Annotated in this window: 16 protein-coding genes and 1 tRNA gene; all 17 read right to left on the bottom strand. The window is 64.5% G+C overall.

Annotated features, from left to right (window positions below; genetic code table 11):
• Positions 1–8: 8 nt before the first annotated feature.
• Positions 9–533 (bottom strand): phage tail protein, encoded by a 525-nt coding sequence (locus HU735_RS15110; protein ID WP_050703716.1) that lies wholly within the window; start codon positions 531–533, stop codon positions 9–11.
• Positions 530–1,702 (bottom strand): baseplate J/gp47 family protein, encoded by a 1,173-nt coding sequence (locus tag HU735_RS15105; RefSeq protein ID WP_050703717.1) that lies wholly within the window; start codon positions 1,700–1,702, stop codon positions 530–532. The genes HU735_RS15110 and HU735_RS15105 overlap by 4 nt, the downstream gene beginning before the upstream one ends.
• Positions 1,699–2,016, bottom strand: a complete 318-nt coding sequence (locus tag HU735_RS15100; protein WP_088852557.1) for a DUF2590 family protein — start codon at positions 2,014–2,016, stop codon at positions 1,699–1,701. Before HU735_RS15100 ends, HU735_RS15105 begins: the two co-directional genes overlap by 4 nt.
• The gene (locus HU735_RS15095) at positions 2,016–4,130 is read right to left on the bottom strand and encodes a phage tail tape measure protein (protein ID WP_186714153.1); all 2,115 of its coding nucleotides are present in this window, start codon (positions 4,128–4,130) and stop codon (positions 2,016–2,018) included. The genes HU735_RS15100 and HU735_RS15095 overlap by 1 nt, the downstream gene beginning before the upstream one ends.
• A 173-nt stretch (positions 4,131–4,303) precedes the next feature.
• Positions 4,304–4,591: a putative phage tail assembly chaperone gene (locus HU735_RS15090; RefSeq protein ID WP_050703720.1), complete on the bottom strand. Its 288-nt coding sequence runs from the start codon at positions 4,589–4,591 to the stop codon at positions 4,304–4,306.
• 55 nt (positions 4,592–4,646) lie between these two features.
• A complete protein-coding gene (locus tag HU735_RS15085) occupies positions 4,647–4,853 on the bottom strand; it encodes a TraR/DksA family transcriptional regulator (protein ID WP_050703721.1) in 207 nt (68 codons plus the stop codon).
• Positions 4,853–5,302: a phage protein gene (locus HU735_RS15080; RefSeq protein ID WP_186714152.1), complete on the bottom strand. Its 450-nt coding sequence runs from the start codon at positions 5,300–5,302 to the stop codon at positions 4,853–4,855. Before HU735_RS15080 ends, HU735_RS15085 begins: the two co-directional genes overlap by 1 nt.
• A gap of 3 nt (positions 5,303–5,305) precedes the next feature.
• Positions 5,306–6,421, bottom strand: coding sequence for a DUF2586 domain-containing protein (locus tag HU735_RS15075; RefSeq protein ID WP_088852559.1), 1,116 nt, complete (start codon positions 6,419–6,421; stop codon positions 5,306–5,308).
• Positions 6,422–6,514: 93 nt separating this feature from the next.
• Positions 6,515–6,979 carry a phage tail protein gene (locus HU735_RS15070; RefSeq protein ID WP_186714151.1) on the bottom strand — a complete coding sequence of 155 codons (465 nt, stop codon included), beginning with the start codon at positions 6,977–6,979 and terminating at the stop codon, positions 6,515–6,517.
• 505 nt (positions 6,980–7,484) lie between these two features.
• Positions 7,485–8,585: a redox-regulated ATPase YchF gene (gene ychF / locus HU735_RS15065; RefSeq protein ID WP_028691150.1), complete on the bottom strand. Its 1,101-nt coding sequence runs from the start codon at positions 8,583–8,585 to the stop codon at positions 7,485–7,487.
• A 23-nt stretch (positions 8,586–8,608) separates the two neighbouring features.
• The gene (gene pth / locus HU735_RS15060) at positions 8,609–9,193 is read right to left on the bottom strand and encodes an aminoacyl-tRNA hydrolase (RefSeq protein WP_023629555.1); all 585 of its coding nucleotides are present in this window, start codon (positions 9,191–9,193) and stop codon (positions 8,609–8,611) included.
• A gap of 79 nt (positions 9,194–9,272) precedes the next feature.
• Positions 9,273–9,869 (bottom strand): 50S ribosomal protein L25/general stress protein Ctc, encoded by a 597-nt coding sequence (locus tag HU735_RS15055; RefSeq protein WP_011532196.1) that lies wholly within the window; start codon positions 9,867–9,869, stop codon positions 9,273–9,275.
• Positions 9,870–9,992: 123 nt separating this feature from the next.
• Complete coding sequence (locus HU735_RS15050; RefSeq protein WP_016391678.1) at positions 9,993–10,934, bottom strand: ribose-phosphate pyrophosphokinase; 942 nt, start codon at positions 10,932–10,934, stop codon at positions 9,993–9,995.
• Positions 10,935–10,979: 45 nt separating this feature from the next.
• Positions 10,980–11,054: transfer RNA gene (locus tag HU735_RS15045), tRNA-Gln, on the bottom strand.
• Positions 11,055–11,074: 20 nt separating this feature from the next.
• Positions 11,075–11,935 (bottom strand): 4-(cytidine 5'-diphospho)-2-C-methyl-D-erythritol kinase, encoded by an 861-nt coding sequence (ispE, locus tag HU735_RS15040; RefSeq protein WP_186714150.1) that lies wholly within the window; start codon positions 11,933–11,935, stop codon positions 11,075–11,077.
• Between the two features lie 4 nt (positions 11,936–11,939).
• Positions 11,940–12,557 (bottom strand): lipoprotein insertase outer membrane protein LolB, encoded by a 618-nt coding sequence (lolB, locus tag HU735_RS15035; protein ID WP_028691147.1) that lies wholly within the window; start codon positions 12,555–12,557, stop codon positions 11,940–11,942.
• A gap of 3 nt (positions 12,558–12,560) precedes the next feature.
• Positions 12,561–14,282: a tetratricopeptide repeat protein gene (locus HU735_RS15030; RefSeq protein WP_186714149.1), complete on the bottom strand. Its 1,722-nt coding sequence runs from the start codon at positions 14,280–14,282 to the stop codon at positions 12,561–12,563.
• Positions 14,283–14,656 lie beyond the last annotated feature (374 nt).

The raw sequence follows: 14,656 nt of genomic DNA, 5'->3' as shown, positions 1-14,656 counted from the left end.
GCGGACTCCTAAAGCGTGGCGACCAGCGTCTGCTGGTCGTCGTTGAATTGAGCTGCGCCGATGCGCAGGGTGACGGGGGTGATGCTGACGAAGTCGTAGCGGCGGCAGGTCCGGCCGTACTGCTGGATCAGTACCCGCAGCAGCTCGGGGTTCTCCGACAGCTGCGAGTCGGAAAGGCGCAGCAGGACCACGTCCCAGTCGCGGCCGGCCAGGCGTTCGTCGATCTCGACATAGCCCACGCCGAGCCGGCGCAGGATGCGCTTGAGCCCTGCTGTGCTGCCGGCATCGACCGCGTTGATGAAGGCGAACTTCACCCGCAGCCGGTACAGGCGTTCCGGTTCGTCCTTGAAGCGGGTGATGTCCCGCTGCCAGGCGAGCAGGTCCAGCACGGTGAGGTGGCAGGTTTCGGCGTCCATCTGCAGCAGCGGCCAGCGCAGCCACTCGGTCACCCTGGCCCACCAGGCCTGGGCGGCGTCCTTGAGCTTGGTCAGTTCGGTGCCGGCGAGCCAGAACGGCAGTTTCAGCGGGCTCATACCAGGTCCACCCGCAGGTTGGCGATGCGCGCGATGCTCAGCTGCGAGACGATGTCCTCGCTGGCGAAATGCAGCGACTCGATGTCGGCGAAGGCCTGGTGCAGTTCTTCGGCCAGGCGGCTGAAGGAGAACCGCGACTGTGGGTAGGTCAGGGTCGGGCGATAGTCGCTGGCCGTGCTTTCGCGGAACGCCGCACGGATGAACTGGGTGATGCCTTGCTGTAGCGCCTCGCGCCGCTTCGCCGTCAGGTTCGCCTGCGGCCAGACCGTCAGCGCGATGTCGTGGCGGGTCTCGGGCATGACCATCACCAGCAGGTCGTCGCCGTGGCCGTGGTTGCCTTGGTCGCGCACGTGGGCGTTGATCTGCTCCAGGTACGATTCCGCCGGCACGTCGGCGTCGAACAGCACGTAGGCGTTGGCGCTGCCCGGACCACGCGGTGCGTCGTGGAGGAAGTACACGCCATCGGGGCGCACCCCCGGGAAGGCGGCGATCATGGCGCGGTAGACCGCGTCGGTGTGCCACTGGTTGACCGCGCTGAACTGGTTGCGGGTGCGCAGGCGCAGCTGATCGTCGGGCTCGGGGTCGGCTCCGGGCGAGGTCATCCAGCCGTCGTCGTTGACCACCTGGACGATCCCCTGCACCGGCTCGGGCAGGATGGCGTAGTAGCCGGGCGCCAGGTTGTAGCCGCTGCCTACCTGCTGCGCCTGGACCTTGACCGACTGTTGCAGGCGGCCGTCGGGGAACACAGCATCCTCGACCGTCACCAGCTGGTAGACGTGGCCGTTGATCGCGGCGGATTGCACCACGACGCCGGCGCGCATCAGCAGCTCGCCGGCGCTGTTCTCACGGGTGAACAACAGCTGGCCCTGGGCCTTGGTCGCGCCCTTGCGCTCGACGTTCACCGCCCAGGCCAGGCTGTCCAGCCAGGCGCCGCTGGCCGTCTTGACGAAGAAGTTGGGCAGCACGGTGTCGCTGATGAAACCGACCAGCCACAGCACCGGCTTGGTCACCAGCGCCGTCACCACGCGCCAGAACGGCGAGTAGGCGCTGGTGTTGCTGAGCTTGCTGCCCTGGGCGGCCACTTCGGCCTCCCAGGCCTGGTGCAGGGCCGCCTCAGTGGTGGGAATGCCGGCGTCGGCCAGCACCTTGCGAAAGTCCAAGTCGCTCACAAGTATACCTCGATATCACCGAATTTCAGGGTTTTCGCCGTGACCAGGTAGCGGCCCGGATGCTCTTCCAGGACGCGGGCCGTACCCGGCAGCAGGCGCTCGTCGTCCTCCACCAGCAGCTCCAGTTGCAGGATGCAGTCGGCCTGGCGCTGGCGGCTGCGCTCGGCCACCAGGGTCACCAGCAGGCCGCTGTCGCGGATCATGTGGGCGATGTCCTGGGCGATGCTGGCCCGGTCCTCGATCAGCAGCGGTTGGTGGGAGGGGTCCAGGACCAGGTCGTTGTCGTGGATCAGCAGGTCGATGTAGTCACTCATCAGCCCACCGCCATTGCCATCATCTGTTCCAGCTCCAGCGGGTTCATGGCCTTGCTGGTGTTGATCTCCACCTTCTCGACATGCATGCGCCGGTCTTGCGTCTGGGTGGTGTTCTGGATCTGGTTCATCAGGCCTCCCTGGGGAACGCTCGTCGGGCTGGCCGGCGAGAGGTTGAGTGCGGTCTGGGTCATGCGCTGGCGCTGCTGCTCGAGTTGCTCGACCGGCGCGCTGGCCATGCTGGGGGCGAGGGCAGCGGGTGCCATCGAAGCCGTGTGCGGGGCCGCTGATGGCACCTGCATCAGGGTCTTGAGCAGTGGCTGCGTGTTGCTCATGGGCAGTACGCCGATCGGCGCGACCTGGCTGGCAAGCCCTGGCACCTTGGGTGCTTCCGGCAGATCGGCGAAGGAGGTCTCGATGTTGACGCCCGGGATCTTGTTCAACCACTCGATCACCTGGTCGAGTGAACTGCGGAAGATCTTGACGATGCCGTCCCAGGCCGCCTTGGCCATGCCGGTCCAGCCCCCCATGTCGGTGAACCACTTGCTCAGTGCGTCCAGCTGTGCGCTGACCCACTGGAAGGCGGCGCTGTCCAGGAACGCGGCCTTGAGCTCGTCCCAGTAGGCGATGACCAGGACCACGGCAGCGACCAGTGCGATGATGCCCGCGATGATGAGGATGATCGGGTTGGCCAGGAGTGCGGCGTTCACCAGCCAGAGCGCGCCTTGCCAGGCAAGGGTGGCGAGCCTCACGATCCCCATCCAGGCGTACATGGCGATCAGGCTTGTCAGGAAGATCGACAGCACAAAGGCGTGCCGGAGGAACATGAAGATGCTCTTCAAACCGGTCATGTTGAGCAGGGCCCAGGCGGCCTGTGCCCCCAGCATGGCTATCCGGGCCAGTCCGCTCAGCACTGCAAGCACGGTCAGCGCGGCGCTGGTGCCAAGGATCGCCAGGGTGGCGATGGCGATCACCCGGGTGATGTTGGGAAACAGCTTGATCCAGCGGACCAGGGTCTGGGCGATCTCGACCAGGCGTGTCATCAGCGGTTGCAGGATGGGAATCAGCGCCTGGCCGAAGGCGATGCGCAGTCCTTTTACCGCAGCGCCGAACTGCTGCCAGGGGTCGACCATGGCCTTGGCCATCTGTTCGGCCTGTTCCAGGCCGCGTACCTGGCCGAGTTTGTCGATGCCGTTCTTCAGGCGGTCGGTGTCCTGGGCCAGGGCGCCGATGAGCTGGGCCGCCTCACCGCCGAAGGCCTCGGTGATCTTGGCGTTGGCCGCCGCGCCGCGCAGGTCGCCGAACTTGCCCTGCAGCTTGGCCAGGATGTCGAGCATCGGCAGGACCTTGCCATTGGCGTCGGTGAACTTCATGCCGAGCTTGTCCGAGGCGTCCTCGATGTTCTCGAAGAAGGCTTTGTAAAGCCCGCCGGCCGCGCTGCCGTCCATGCTGCCGGACAGGCTGCCGATCACGGCCATCTGCTCGGCCAGGCCGATGCCGGCGGCGGAGGCCTGGGCGCCGGCCTCCTTGAAGCCATCCTTCATCTGTTCGCCGCTGGTGCGGAACAGTTGGACCGCCAGGGCGGTCTGCCCGCCCAGGATCTTGACCCACTGGCCCTTGCCCATGGCGTCGGCCTGCTGCTTGTGCAGGTTGTACATCGTGCCGACATACTCGGCCATCACGCCCTGGTCGGACTTGGTGGCCTTGGCCAGCACGCTGCTGGCGTAGGTGAATGTGGCCAGCTGGGAACCGGACAGACCTTTGATCGCGCCCTCGATCTTGTACGCCGAGGCGACGAAGTCCCGGGCGTTCTCGCCATAGGCGATGGAGAACATCAGGGCTTTCTTGTTCAAGGCTTCCAGGGCGTCCTCGGCCACGCCGAGCGAGCGCACATCCCCAAGGGCACGGTTCATTTCCAGGGCGGGCTCAAGGAAGGTGCCAAAGCTGCCGGCAGAGCTTTGCAGCTTCTGCGTGCCCTCGCTGATCTGCTTGATGGCGGCCTGGCTTTTCTCGGTCAGTGTGTTGAATCCTTGGGTCACCCTCGCCAGCGGCGCGGTGACTTTATCGGTCAGCGACAGGATGAAATCCAGCCGGCTGATTGCGTTGTTCGCGCTCATGGGATGTCAGCCTCCATTGAATGCACGGGCGATGCCGTTGGCGATGGCGATTTCCATTCGCCGCCAGTGCTCGTCCTCCAGCCACTTGGCCGTGCCCAGGTTCTCGGGCGTGGACGGCGCACCGGGCAGCCAGCGTTCGGCCAGGGCCAGCAGCTGGCCCAGGCCGTCCTCGGTCAGTCGCTCTGCGTGGCCGAGCGCTTTTTTACGGTGACTTCCACGGTCGGGGCGTACTCCTCGACCAGGGCGCCGGCCAGCTGGATAACGGTCATCGGGTTGGCCAGCAGCGGCTTGAGCTGGTCCTTGTGCTCGGGCTTCACGGCGGTAACCAGCAGGTTGTTGGCCGGGGCGACCTTGTTGGAGGGGGTCAGGGCGTTGATGTACTTGGTCATCAGCGCTGGATCGATGGCGAAGTCCAGGGACAGGTCGCCGACTTCCAGGGTGATTTCGGTGCGTTGGGTCATGGGGTACTACTCCATTGGAATACGGGAATCGAAAAGAACGTGGCGGGCGCCGTGTTCAGCGGCCGCGCTCGTGTAGCTGTTGGCAGGGAACGCAGCGGCGCATGCCGCCCAGGGCGCGGCGCGCCTCGGCGATCTCGTCGCCGCAGTCCGTGCAGTGGGTGAGGCTGGGCCCAGTCGCCACGCGTCGGCCACGGACGGCGGCGATCGCCAGATCACGCCTGAGCTGTTCCAGGGCCTGGGCGCGGTCGAATGGGCACACCATCAGCTCAGGCCCTCGACCTCGGCGAAGGACAGGTACGGCACGCCGTTGATGTGGACGAAGTCCGGGCTGGTGACGTCGTACGGCAGCTTGTGCTTGGTCTTCTCGCCGCCCTTGGCGTCGATGTTGAGCAGGTTGGAGATCTTGAGGCGGCAGCCGAAGGCCTCGACGCGGATCTCGTCGGTGGGGGTCTTGGCGTAGAACAGCTGGTCGAAGGTCCCCAGCTGGCGGAAGCTGCCGGCCTTGGCGGCGGCTTCGATGATCAGGTTGAAGTTGCTGGTGTCCACCTCCAGCTCGCCGTTGGCGGTCACGTTGCCGGCGACCCAGCCGTCAGGCACGCCCTTGGTTTGCGCCACGGCGCTGTTGTCGGCGATGTCGAGGGTTGCGCTCTCAACGTGGATCTTCAGGTCGCCCACGTTGATGTCGAAGTTCAAGCCACTGATCTTGGCCATGGGTTACTCCTGGTTGTCCTGGGAAAGGTCCAGCGCGATGTTCGCGGTGATGTCCTTGGGGCAGTTGTGCGGGCGGATGCGAATGAACACTTCCACCTGGGTGTGGCTTTTCCAGACGATGACCAGGTCGCCGTCGCGCGGCGGCTGGATTTCGCCGGGGAACACTTCGCCGGCGAATTTCACCGCCTTGGCCATCCGTCGCAGCGGCGCCATCAGCGCGCTGGTGTTGGCGGCCATGCTGGCGGGGCTGTTGTTCAGGCGACGGTCGCCGATGCGGCGGATCAGCAGCGGGCGGACCTGGCGGGCGGCCTTGTCGGCCAGGCGCAGGTATTCCAGGACCTGGAAGTCGCTGGCGGCGGTGTCGAGCATGTTGGCATCGCCCCAGTACACGCCCTCGTAGTCCGGGTAGGTCTGCGAGACGGAGAAGCGTGCCTTGTCCAGCTCGCTGCGCACCGCCGATGGCAGTGGCACGCCGTCCTTGTCCGCGGGCACCGCGCCCAGGCCCAGGACAGGGCCGCTGGCGACGCGCATCGGGGTATCGGCGATGCTCCAGGCGGCGTTGGCCAGGCGCCCGGCGAGCACGCCCAGGTCGTTGCCGTGCAGCTGCGGCACCACCACGACACGCGGCGCGGCGACATCGCCGGTGAGCGCCTTCTGCTCGAGCAGGTAATCCGACCAGGTCACGGTCGGCAGGATGCCGGCGGACGCGGCCAGGACGAACGAGCGCCGGCCGTAGCGGGCGTTCAGCTGTTCGGCTGCGGTGTGCATGGCCAGCAGTTCCGCGCCGGCGGTCGCCGGCTTGGTGATGACGATGCCCTCGACCGAGTAGCCGTGTTGCTGGGCGTACTCCAGGGCGCTTGCCCAGTCGCCCTCGGCGCCGATCGGCGCGGCCAGGCAGGCCCAGCGGTCGCCACCGTTGGCCCGGGCGGCGATCAGTTGGGTCTTCAGGTCGCTGGCGGCCACGCCCAGCTCGTTGTCCAGGTCGCTGTCCGTGTTCAGGGTCAACAGCTTGCCGACGTTCTTGGCGGCGGGGCCGATGAAGAGGAAGTAGCGTTCGATCTCGGTCACGGCACCCTGGCCGAGGTTGAGATTGTTCACGCTGATTTTACCGAGTGCCATAGGTTGCCTCGTTAGCGGGGTGATTGAAGGGGTGTGCCAGGACCTGTCGATCAGGTCGCGGGCGGGTCGGGCGTTGTTGCCCGGGTAATCGGGTCAGGGGAGGGGACTGGCCTGCAGGGCGATTTCGCCTTGCTCGGCGACCCACAGATCGTAGGGTTGGAATGACCAGGTCTTGCCGAACACCTCGATCTCGCCGGCTGCGTCCTCGGTCAGGTAAAGAGGCTCGACGAACTCCAGGGCCAGCGACACGTCGAGCAGGTCGCTGCCCGGGACCTTCTGCTTGACGGCGAGGGTCGGGGCCGGCAGGGCGAACAGGTGACGCCCGGGGTCGTTGCTTTCCAGCCAGCTGCCGGCGAGCGCCATCAGGCGCCCGGGATGACCGCTGAAGTCGTCGAAGTCAAACAGGGCGCGGTAGCGCAGGTTGCCCATGTGCAGGCCCAACTCGGTCGGCGTCCAGGCCAGTTGCAGGTCCAGCTGCTGGGCCCAGGCGTGCAGTTGCCCGGCAGGCACCAGCTTGCGTTCGAGCAGGTAGGTGGTGAGTGCTTTCAACTGGTTCATGGGGAGGCCTCCGTACAGGGCGAGGTGGCTGAGAAATTCATCGTTGAGTACGTGGGGGGGATTGCCCGCTCCCACAGGGTTCGGAGAACCGCTGAAGTCATGCTCGGCATTCCAAAAAGCCCGCCATGCAGGCTTTTCAGTAATGCGTTGTCGAACCGCTGGCCACGACTGGTGACGCCATGCGGTTACGCTTCGAATTGGTGACTCCGACCGCGGCCGTCTGCCCGCCGGAAAACTGATCGTGGTGCTTTACGCTGCACACCCGGGCCAGTTGCCAACCCTCTGAACAGTCGAGGCCTGTTCATCGCTGCCTGTGTCACAACCGGTTGCTGTCCGGCTTGAGATACAGGTTATGCATGAATGCATATGCAGTCAATGCATTTATGGAAATATTTGGGCATGCAAATTTGCCGATATGCATGTCGGTCTTTGCGGGCGCGGGTTGTAGGGCTTTTCTGCAGGCGAAAAAAAACCCGCCGGAGCGGGTTTTTTCAGGAGCGGGGCATCAGACGTTGAAGCGGAAGTGCATCACGTCACCGTCCTTGACGATGTAGTCCTTGCCTTCAAGGCGCCACTTGCCGGCTTCCTTGGCGCCGCCCTCACCCTTGAACTGGATGAAGTCGTCGTAGGCCACCACTTCGGCGCGGATGAAGCCTTTCTCGAAGTCGGTGTGGATCACGCCGGCCGCCTGTGGGGCGGTGGCGCCCACGCGCACGGTCCAGGCACGGACTTCCTGCACGCCAGCGGTGAAGTAGGTCTGCAGGTTGAGCAGCTCGTAACCGGCGCGGATCACGCGGTTCAGGCCAGGCTCTTCCAGGCCCAGGGCCTCGAGGAACATGTCCTTCTCTTCACCGTCGTCCAGTTCGGCGATTTCGGCTTCGATCTTGTTGCACACCGGTACCACCACCGCGCCTTCTTCCTCGGCAATGGCCTTGACCACGTCCAGGTGCGGGTTGTTGTCGAAGCCGTCTTCGGCAACGTTGGCGATGTACATGACCGGTTTGCTGGTCAGCAGGTGGAAGCCGCGGATCACCGCCTTGTCTTCGGCGCTCATGTTCTTCATCAGGCTGCGCGCAGGCTTGCCTTCGGTGAAGTGGGGGATGAGCTGCTCGAGGATGGCCTTCTGTGCCAGGGCTTCCTTGTCGCCGCCCTTGGCGTTGCGGGCGACCTTCTGCAGTTGCTTTTCGCAGCTGTCGAGGTCGGCGAAGATCAGTTCGAGGTCGATGATCTCGATGTCGCGCTTGGGATCGACGCTGTTGGAGACGTGGATCACGTTCTCGTCTTCGAAGCAGCGCACCACGTGGGCGATGGCGTCGGTCTCGCGGATGTTGGCGAGGAACTTGTTGCCCAGGCCTTCACCCTTGGAGGCACCGGCGACCAGGCCGGCGATGTCGACGAACTCCATGGTGGTCGGCAGGATGCGGTTCGGCTTGACGATCTCGGCCAGCGCGTTGAGGCGCGCGTCGGGCATCGGCACGATGCCGCTGTTCGGCTCGATGGTGCAGAAGGGGAAGTTCTCCGCCGCGATGCCGGACTTGGTCAGGGCGTTGAACAGGGTGGACTTGCCGACGTTGGGCAGGCCGACGATGCCGCAATTGAAACCCATGGGTATTCCCCTTTCGTAAAGTGTCAGGCCTTCTGGCTGTGCAGTTCGCGCATGGCCTTGGCGAAGTCGCCGGCCAGCACGTCGGGCATCACGCCGAGGGCAAAATCGATGCTGGCGTCGAGCTTCTCCTGCTCGGCGCGTGGCGCCCGGCCCAGGACGAAGTTGGAGACCAGTTTGGCGTCGCCCGGGTGGCCGATGCCGAGCCGCAGGCGGTGGAAGTCGTTCTGGTTGCCGAGCTGCGCGATGATGTCGCGCAGGCCGTTGTGCCCACCGTGGCCGCCGCCTCTCTTGAGCTTGGCGACGCCGGGAGGCAGGTCGAGTTCGTCGTGGGCCACCAGGATCGCTTCCGGCTTGATGCGGAAGAAATTGGCCAGAGCCGCCACGGACTGGCCGCTACGGTTCATGTAGGTGGTGGGGATCAACAGGCGAACATCGTTGCCCTGATGGCTGAATTTAGCCGTCAGGCCGAAATACTTTTTGTCAGCGGACAGCGAAACGCGCTGGGCGCTGGCGAGGCGTTCAACGAAAAGAGCCCCTGCGTTATGCCGGGTCTGTTCGTATTCGGGGCCGGGGTTACCCAGGCCGACGATCAACTGGATGGCGGTCACGTCAGGGGCTCTTCCTTGGAGTTGGTGGGTTACGGTGCGCGCGGCACTGTAACCCGATCAACGCCGGCGTGCGAGTGGATTACTCGGCAGCGCCTTCAGCAGCTTCAGCGGCAACGCGCGGGGCGTGGACGTTGGCAACAGCTTTGTCATCACCGTGGGCCAGAGCAACGAACTCTACGCCTTTCGGAGCTTTCAGGTCCGACAGGTGGATGATGGTGCCGACTTCGGCCTTGGACAGGTCGACTTCGATGAACTCAGGCAGGTCCTTGGCTTCGCAGGACACTTCGATCTCGGAAACGACGTGCGAGATCTCGCCGCCTTTCTTGATCGGGGCTTCTTCACCGACGAAGTGAACTGGAACCTTGGCGGTCAGCTTCTGGCCAGCAACGACGCGAACGAAGTCGGCGTGCATGATGAAGCCTTTGGCCGGGTGACGCTGCATGGCCTTGACCACGACGTTCTGCTTGGCGCCATCGACGTTCAGTTCGATCACGTGGCTGAAGGCAGCTTCGTTTTCGAACAGCTTGGCGATTTCCTTGGCCACGATGGTCAGGGATTGGGCTTCTTTATCGCCACCGTAGACAACGGCAGGGATGTTGGCGGAGTGACGCAGGCGGCGGCTCGCACCTTTCCCCAGGTCAGTACGCGCTTGGGCGTTCAGGATGAAGTCAGTCATTTTGTTTCTCCAAATTAGCCTCCCGAAAGGCGTTTGCGACCAGCGCCAGACGGGGATGGCAAAAAAGCCCCGCCCCAACAACCAGTGTTGGGGCGGGGCGCTTTTCGTCAGCGAGTGTTCCGCTTAGCGGAACATCGCGCTGATCGATTCTTCATTGCTGATGCGGCGGACCGCTTCAGCGACAACCGGTGCGATATCCAGCTGGCGGATACGGTCACAGGCTTGAGCAGCGGCGGACAGCGGCACGGTGTTGGTCACCACCAGCTCGTCCAGTACCGACTTCTCGATGTTCTCGATCGCGCGGCCCGACAGGACAGGGTGCGTGCAGTAGGCGTAGACCTTGGCGGCACCGTGTTCTTTCAGGGCCTTGGCCGCGTGACACAGGGTGCCGGCGGTGTCGACCATGTCGTCTACCAGGATGCAGGTGCGTCCTTCGACGTCGCCGATGATGTGCATAACCTCGGAGTGGTTAGCCTTTTCGCGGCGCTTGTCGATGATCCCGAGATCGACGCCCAGGGACTTGGCGACGGCGCGAGCACGCACCACGCCACCGATGTCCGGGGAAACGATCATCAGGTTCTCGAAACGCTGGTCCTCAATGTCGTCGACCAGTACGGGCGAGCCGTAGATGTTGTCGACGGGGATATCGAAGAAACCCTGGATCTGGTCAGCGTGCAGGTCGACGGTGAGTACACGGTCGATACCCACGACAGTGAGCATGTCAGCGACGACTTTGGCGCTGATGGCTACACGTGCCGAACGCGGACGGCGGTCCTGGCGGGCGTATCCGAAGTAGGGAATCACGGCGGTGATTCGCGACGCTGAGGAGCGGCGGAAGGCATCTGCCATCACGACCAGTTCCATCAGATTGTCGTTGGTTGGAGCACAGGTGGGCTGAATGATGAAGACGTCCTTACCGCGGACATTTTCATTGATTTCAGCACTGATTTCGCCGTCGGAGAATTTACCGACAGAAACATCACCCAGTGGAATATGCAGCTGACGTACGACACGCCGAGCCAGATCGGGGTTGGCATTCCCCGTGAAGACCATCATCTTGGACACGCGCAGTACCTGAAGGCTGAGGGTAACCTGGATGAGTATAAGAAATGGCAGGGGCGGCTGGATTCGAACCAACGCATGGCAGGATCAAAACCTGCTGCCTTACCGCTTGGCGACGCCCCTGTATCTGTTGCTGCGAATTCTTATGAACTCGACTTCTTGATCAGAACTTGCAGCTTGCGATGCAACATCGAAACATTGCTTCCTTTCGCCACAAACCCTGTTTGGGTCTCTGAAAGAAGGGCCAGAACTCTATCAGCTTCGGCTTTGCTTGGGAAGGCCCCAAACACACAACTTCCAGTTCCGGTCATTCGGGCTTCGGTGAATTTACCCAGTGAAATCAGCGCATTGCGAACTTCAGGATACCGTTGCTCTACTACCGGTTGGCAGTCATTTCGACTGTTTCCCTCGGGAACGGGGCGCATCTTAAGGGGGAGGGAATCACGTGTCAACTCCGGATGCGAAAAAATTTCCGCTGTGCTGACAGACACTTGCGGCACCAGCACGACATACCAGGGTTCCTCGGGGTCGACCGGGGTCAGCTGCTCGCCGACACCCTGGGCGAAGGCCGCGTGGCCACGGACAAACACCGGCACGTCGGCGCCGAGTGACAGGCCCAGGCTGGCCAGGCGGTCTTCATCCCAGTCCAGCTGCCACAGGTGGGCGAGCGCCAGCAGGGTGGTGGCAGCGTCCGAGCTGCCGCCACCGATGCCGCCGCCCATGGGCAATACCTTGTGCAGCCAGATGTCGGCGCCGAGCGGGGTGCCGGACTGTGCCTGCAGCAGGCGCGCGGCGCGGACGATCAGGTTGCTGTCGTGGGGCACGCCTTCAATTTCAGTCCGCAGGCGGATCTGGCCGTCCTCGCGCAGGGCGAAGCTCAGTTCGTCGCCGTGCTCGAGGAACTGGAACACGGTTTCCAGCTCGTGGTAGCCGTCGGCGCGGCGGCCGGTGATGTGCAGCCAGAGGTTGAGCTTGGCTGGGGCGGGCAGGGTCAGTTTCTGCATTGTATTAATGCCCCAGCTGGCGTGGCTGCCAGTCCTTGACCACCAGGGTCACGTCGATGTTCTCGCCGTGCAGCTTGAGGCGCTCGGGCAGCCAGTAGCCGTTCTGCTCCACATAGCTCAGGTACTCGACCTGCCAGCCATCCTGGTGAAGGCTGGCCAGGCGGCTGTCGCCGTCGAGGGTCAGCTGGCTCTTGCTGTCCGGAGCGGGCAGGCCGCGCACCCACCAGACCAGGTGCGACACCGGCAGGCGCCAGCCCAGTTGCTCTTCCAGCAGCGCCTCGGGGTTGGCGGCCTCGTAGCGGCCCTGGTTGGCCACTTCCAGCACCACGCCGCCGGGGCGTCCGGTCAGGCGCGCCGCACCGCGGCCCAGTGGCCCGGCCAGGCGGATGTCGTAGTAGTCCTGGCGTTGCAGCCAGAACAAGGTGCCGCTGCCGGAGTCGCGTGGGGCGCGGATGCCGACCTTGCCGTTGATCTGCCAGCCGTCGAGGCTGCCGAGCTGCTGTTTGTGCTCGCGCCACAGCTGCGGGTTGCCCTGGCCCTGTACGGCTTCCTTGCTGCCGAAGCCGGCGCAGCCAGCGAGCAGGGCGATGAGGGTGAAGGTGATGCAATGACGCAGGAACATGGTTTACAGGCTCTCGGATCCGGTCAGGCGCAGCAGGGTCTTGCGCAGGATGGGGCTGTCGGCCTGGGCTTCGAAGCCCTTGGCCCAGACTTGGCGGGCTTCGCGGCGTTTGCCGTTGGCCCAGAGGACTTCGCCCAGGTGGGCGGCGACTTCATGGTCGGGGAAGCGCTCGAAGGCCAGGCGCAGCTGGCGTTCGGCTTCCTCGAGGTTGCCCATGCGATAGGCCACCCAGCCCAGGCTGTCGAGCACCGCCGGGTCGTCGGGGGTGAGCTGGTGGGCCTTGTCGATCAGGGCCTTGGCTTCGCTGTAGCGGGTGGTGCGATCGGCCAGGGTGTAGCCCAGGGCATTGAGGGCCATGGCGTTTTCCGGCTCGCGGGCAAGGATCGCGCGCAGGTCTTTCTCCATCTGCGCCAGGTCGTTGCGCTTCTCGGCGAGCATGGCGCGGGTATAGAGCAGGTTGAGGTCGTCCGGGTAGCGCTTGATCGCCTGCGCCAGCACTTGACCGGCCTGGGCCTCCTTGCCGTTGTTGCCCAGGCTTTCGGCTTCGATCAGGTACAGCTGGATGGCGTAGTCCGGCTGGGCCTCGCGGGCTTCGGCGAGTATCCGCGAGGCTTCGGCGCTGCGGCCGTTGGCGATGAGGATATCGGCCTGGCGCAGTTGCGCCGGCAGGTAGTCCGGGCCGGGGCCGACCAGGGCGTATTCGCGCAGGGCGGCGGCCAGCTGGCTGCGCTCTTCGCGGATGCGGCCCAGGTTGAGGTGGGCGGCGTCGACGTTGGCGTCACGTTCGACCAGTTCCTGCAGGTAGCCCTCGGCTTCGTCCCAGTGCTTGGTTTCGAGGCACACCAGGGCTAGCGAGTAGCGGATTTCGTCGTCTTCAGGGTACTGCTGCAGCAGGCTTTCGAATTCGGCCTTGGCGTCGTCGATGCGGTCCTGCTCGACCAGGGTGCGGGCGTAGGTCAGGCGCAGGCGCTTGTCCTCGGGGTTGTCGCGGATCGCCCCACGCAGCAACGGCAAGGCTTCGGGGCCGCGGTCCATGGCCTGCAGCAGGCGGGCGCGCAGCAATACCGGGGCGATTTCGCCGTTCTTCGGCGGATGGGCTTCGAGCAGGTCGAGGGCCTGTTGTGGCTTGTCGTCCTGGTTCAGCAGCAAGGCCTTGCCGAACACCAGCTGGCCGTTGTCAGGGTATTTCACCAGCAGGCGGTCGAAGCTCTGCATCAGGCCGTCACGGGTGCTCTGGTCGGTCTCGGCGGCCGCCAGGGCGAGGAAATCGAAGTGGGTGTCGCCCTGGCCCTGCAGCACCTTTTCCATGTAGGTCATGGAATCGTCGTAGCGTCCGGCGCGGGCCAGCTGGATGGCCGCGGCGCGCTGGGCGTCGAGGTTCTGCGGATCGTTGCGAGCCCAGATCAGTGCGGTGTCCAGGGCTGGCTCGTCGGCGCCGAGGTATTCGGCGATGCGATAGGCACGTTCGGAGACGGCCGGATCCTGGGTTTTTTCGGCCTCGTCGACGTAGTTGGCCAGGGCGATGTCAAAGCGGTTGCGCTGGCCGGCCAGCTCCGCCACCAGCAGGCTGTACAGGGTGTCCTGCTTGAACGATCCGTACACCACGGGCTTTTCCGCGCTCTTGCCGGCGTCGACGGCGGGCGACTGGGCGTCCGTCTTCGGGGCCAGGCTCTGGCAGCCTTGAAGCAGGGCGAGGGCAAGCAGCAATGCGTAGGATTTGTTCATAGAGGCTTATTAAAGAGGCTAAACCGGCGGTCGGAGCATGATGACACAAGCGTGAGGGCAAACCCACCTGCGAAGGTCGTGGTGTGAAGCGGTGCTTCGGAGTATAGGGACAATGCGCCGGGGCAGTGGTTCGCAACCACTCATGGCATCCTGCCCTTGCCCTTGCCCTTGCCCTTGCCCTTGCCCTTGCCCTTGCCCTTGCCCTTGCCCTTGCCCTTGCCGTTGCTTTTGCTTTTGCTTCTAAGCGCGCGGTAGTTCAGGCAACGCCAATTGCGACTTCAGGAGGCCGAACGCAGGTCTTGCGGAGGGAGGTGACGGGCATGGATGCCCGTCAAGCGCTGCGCCCCAGGATGGGGCGTTCAGCGCGGTCCTCC

Source organism: Pseudomonas sp. BW16M2 (assembly GCF_014268865.1).
GTDB classification, from domain to species: domain Bacteria; phylum Pseudomonadota; class Gammaproteobacteria; order Pseudomonadales; family Pseudomonadaceae; genus Aquipseudomonas; species Aquipseudomonas peradeniyensis.
Note: the sequence above shows the minus strand (reverse complement) of the source record. Positions and strands in the feature narration are given on the sequence as shown.

What these genes read in the sequence shown, in the direction of transcription:
- HU735_RS15090 (WP_050703720.1), bottom strand. Translation starts at nt 4,591, where the DNA reads ATGACCCAACGCACCGAAATCACCCTGGAAGTCGGCGACCTGTCCCTG.
- HU735_RS15030 (WP_186714149.1), bottom strand. Translation starts at nt 14,282, where the DNA reads ATGAACAAATCCTACGCATTGCTGCTTGCCCTCGCCCTGCTTCAAGGC.
- HU735_RS15095 (WP_186714153.1), bottom strand. Translation starts at nt 4,130, where the DNA reads ATGAGCGCGAACAACGCAATCAGCCGGCTGGATTTCATCCTGTCGCTG.
- HU735_RS15075 (WP_088852559.1), bottom strand. Translation starts at nt 6,421, where the DNA reads ATGGCACTCGGTAAAATCAGCGTGAACAATCTCAACCTCGGCCAGGGT.
- ychF (WP_028691150.1), bottom strand. Translation starts at nt 8,585, where the DNA reads ATGGGTTTCAATTGCGGCATCGTCGGCCTGCCCAACGTCGGCAAGTCC.
- HU735_RS15070 (WP_186714151.1), bottom strand. Translation starts at nt 6,979, where the DNA reads ATGAACCAGTTGAAAGCACTCACCACCTACCTGCTCGAACGCAAGCTG.
- lolB (WP_028691147.1), bottom strand. Translation starts at nt 12,557, where the DNA reads ATGTTCCTGCGTCATTGCATCACCTTCACCCTCATCGCCCTGCTCGCT.
- HU735_RS15055 (WP_011532196.1), bottom strand. Translation starts at nt 9,869, where the DNA reads ATGACTGACTTCATCCTGAACGCCCAAGCGCGTACTGACCTGGGGAAA.
- HU735_RS15100 (WP_088852557.1), bottom strand. Translation starts at nt 2,016, where the DNA reads ATGAGTGACTACATCGACCTGCTGATCCACGACAACGACCTGGTCCTG.
- HU735_RS15110 (WP_050703716.1), bottom strand. Translation starts at nt 533, where the DNA reads ATGAGCCCGCTGAAACTGCCGTTCTGGCTCGCCGGCACCGAACTGACC.
- ispE (WP_186714150.1), bottom strand. Translation starts at nt 11,935, where the DNA reads ATGCAGAAACTGACCCTGCCCGCCCCAGCCAAGCTCAACCTCTGGCTG.
- HU735_RS15085 (WP_050703721.1), bottom strand. Translation starts at nt 4,853, where the DNA reads ATGGTGTGCCCATTCGACCGCGCCCAGGCCCTGGAACAGCTCAGGCGT.
- HU735_RS15080 (WP_186714152.1), bottom strand. Translation starts at nt 5,302, where the DNA reads ATGGCCAAGATCAGTGGCTTGAACTTCGACATCAACGTGGGCGACCTG.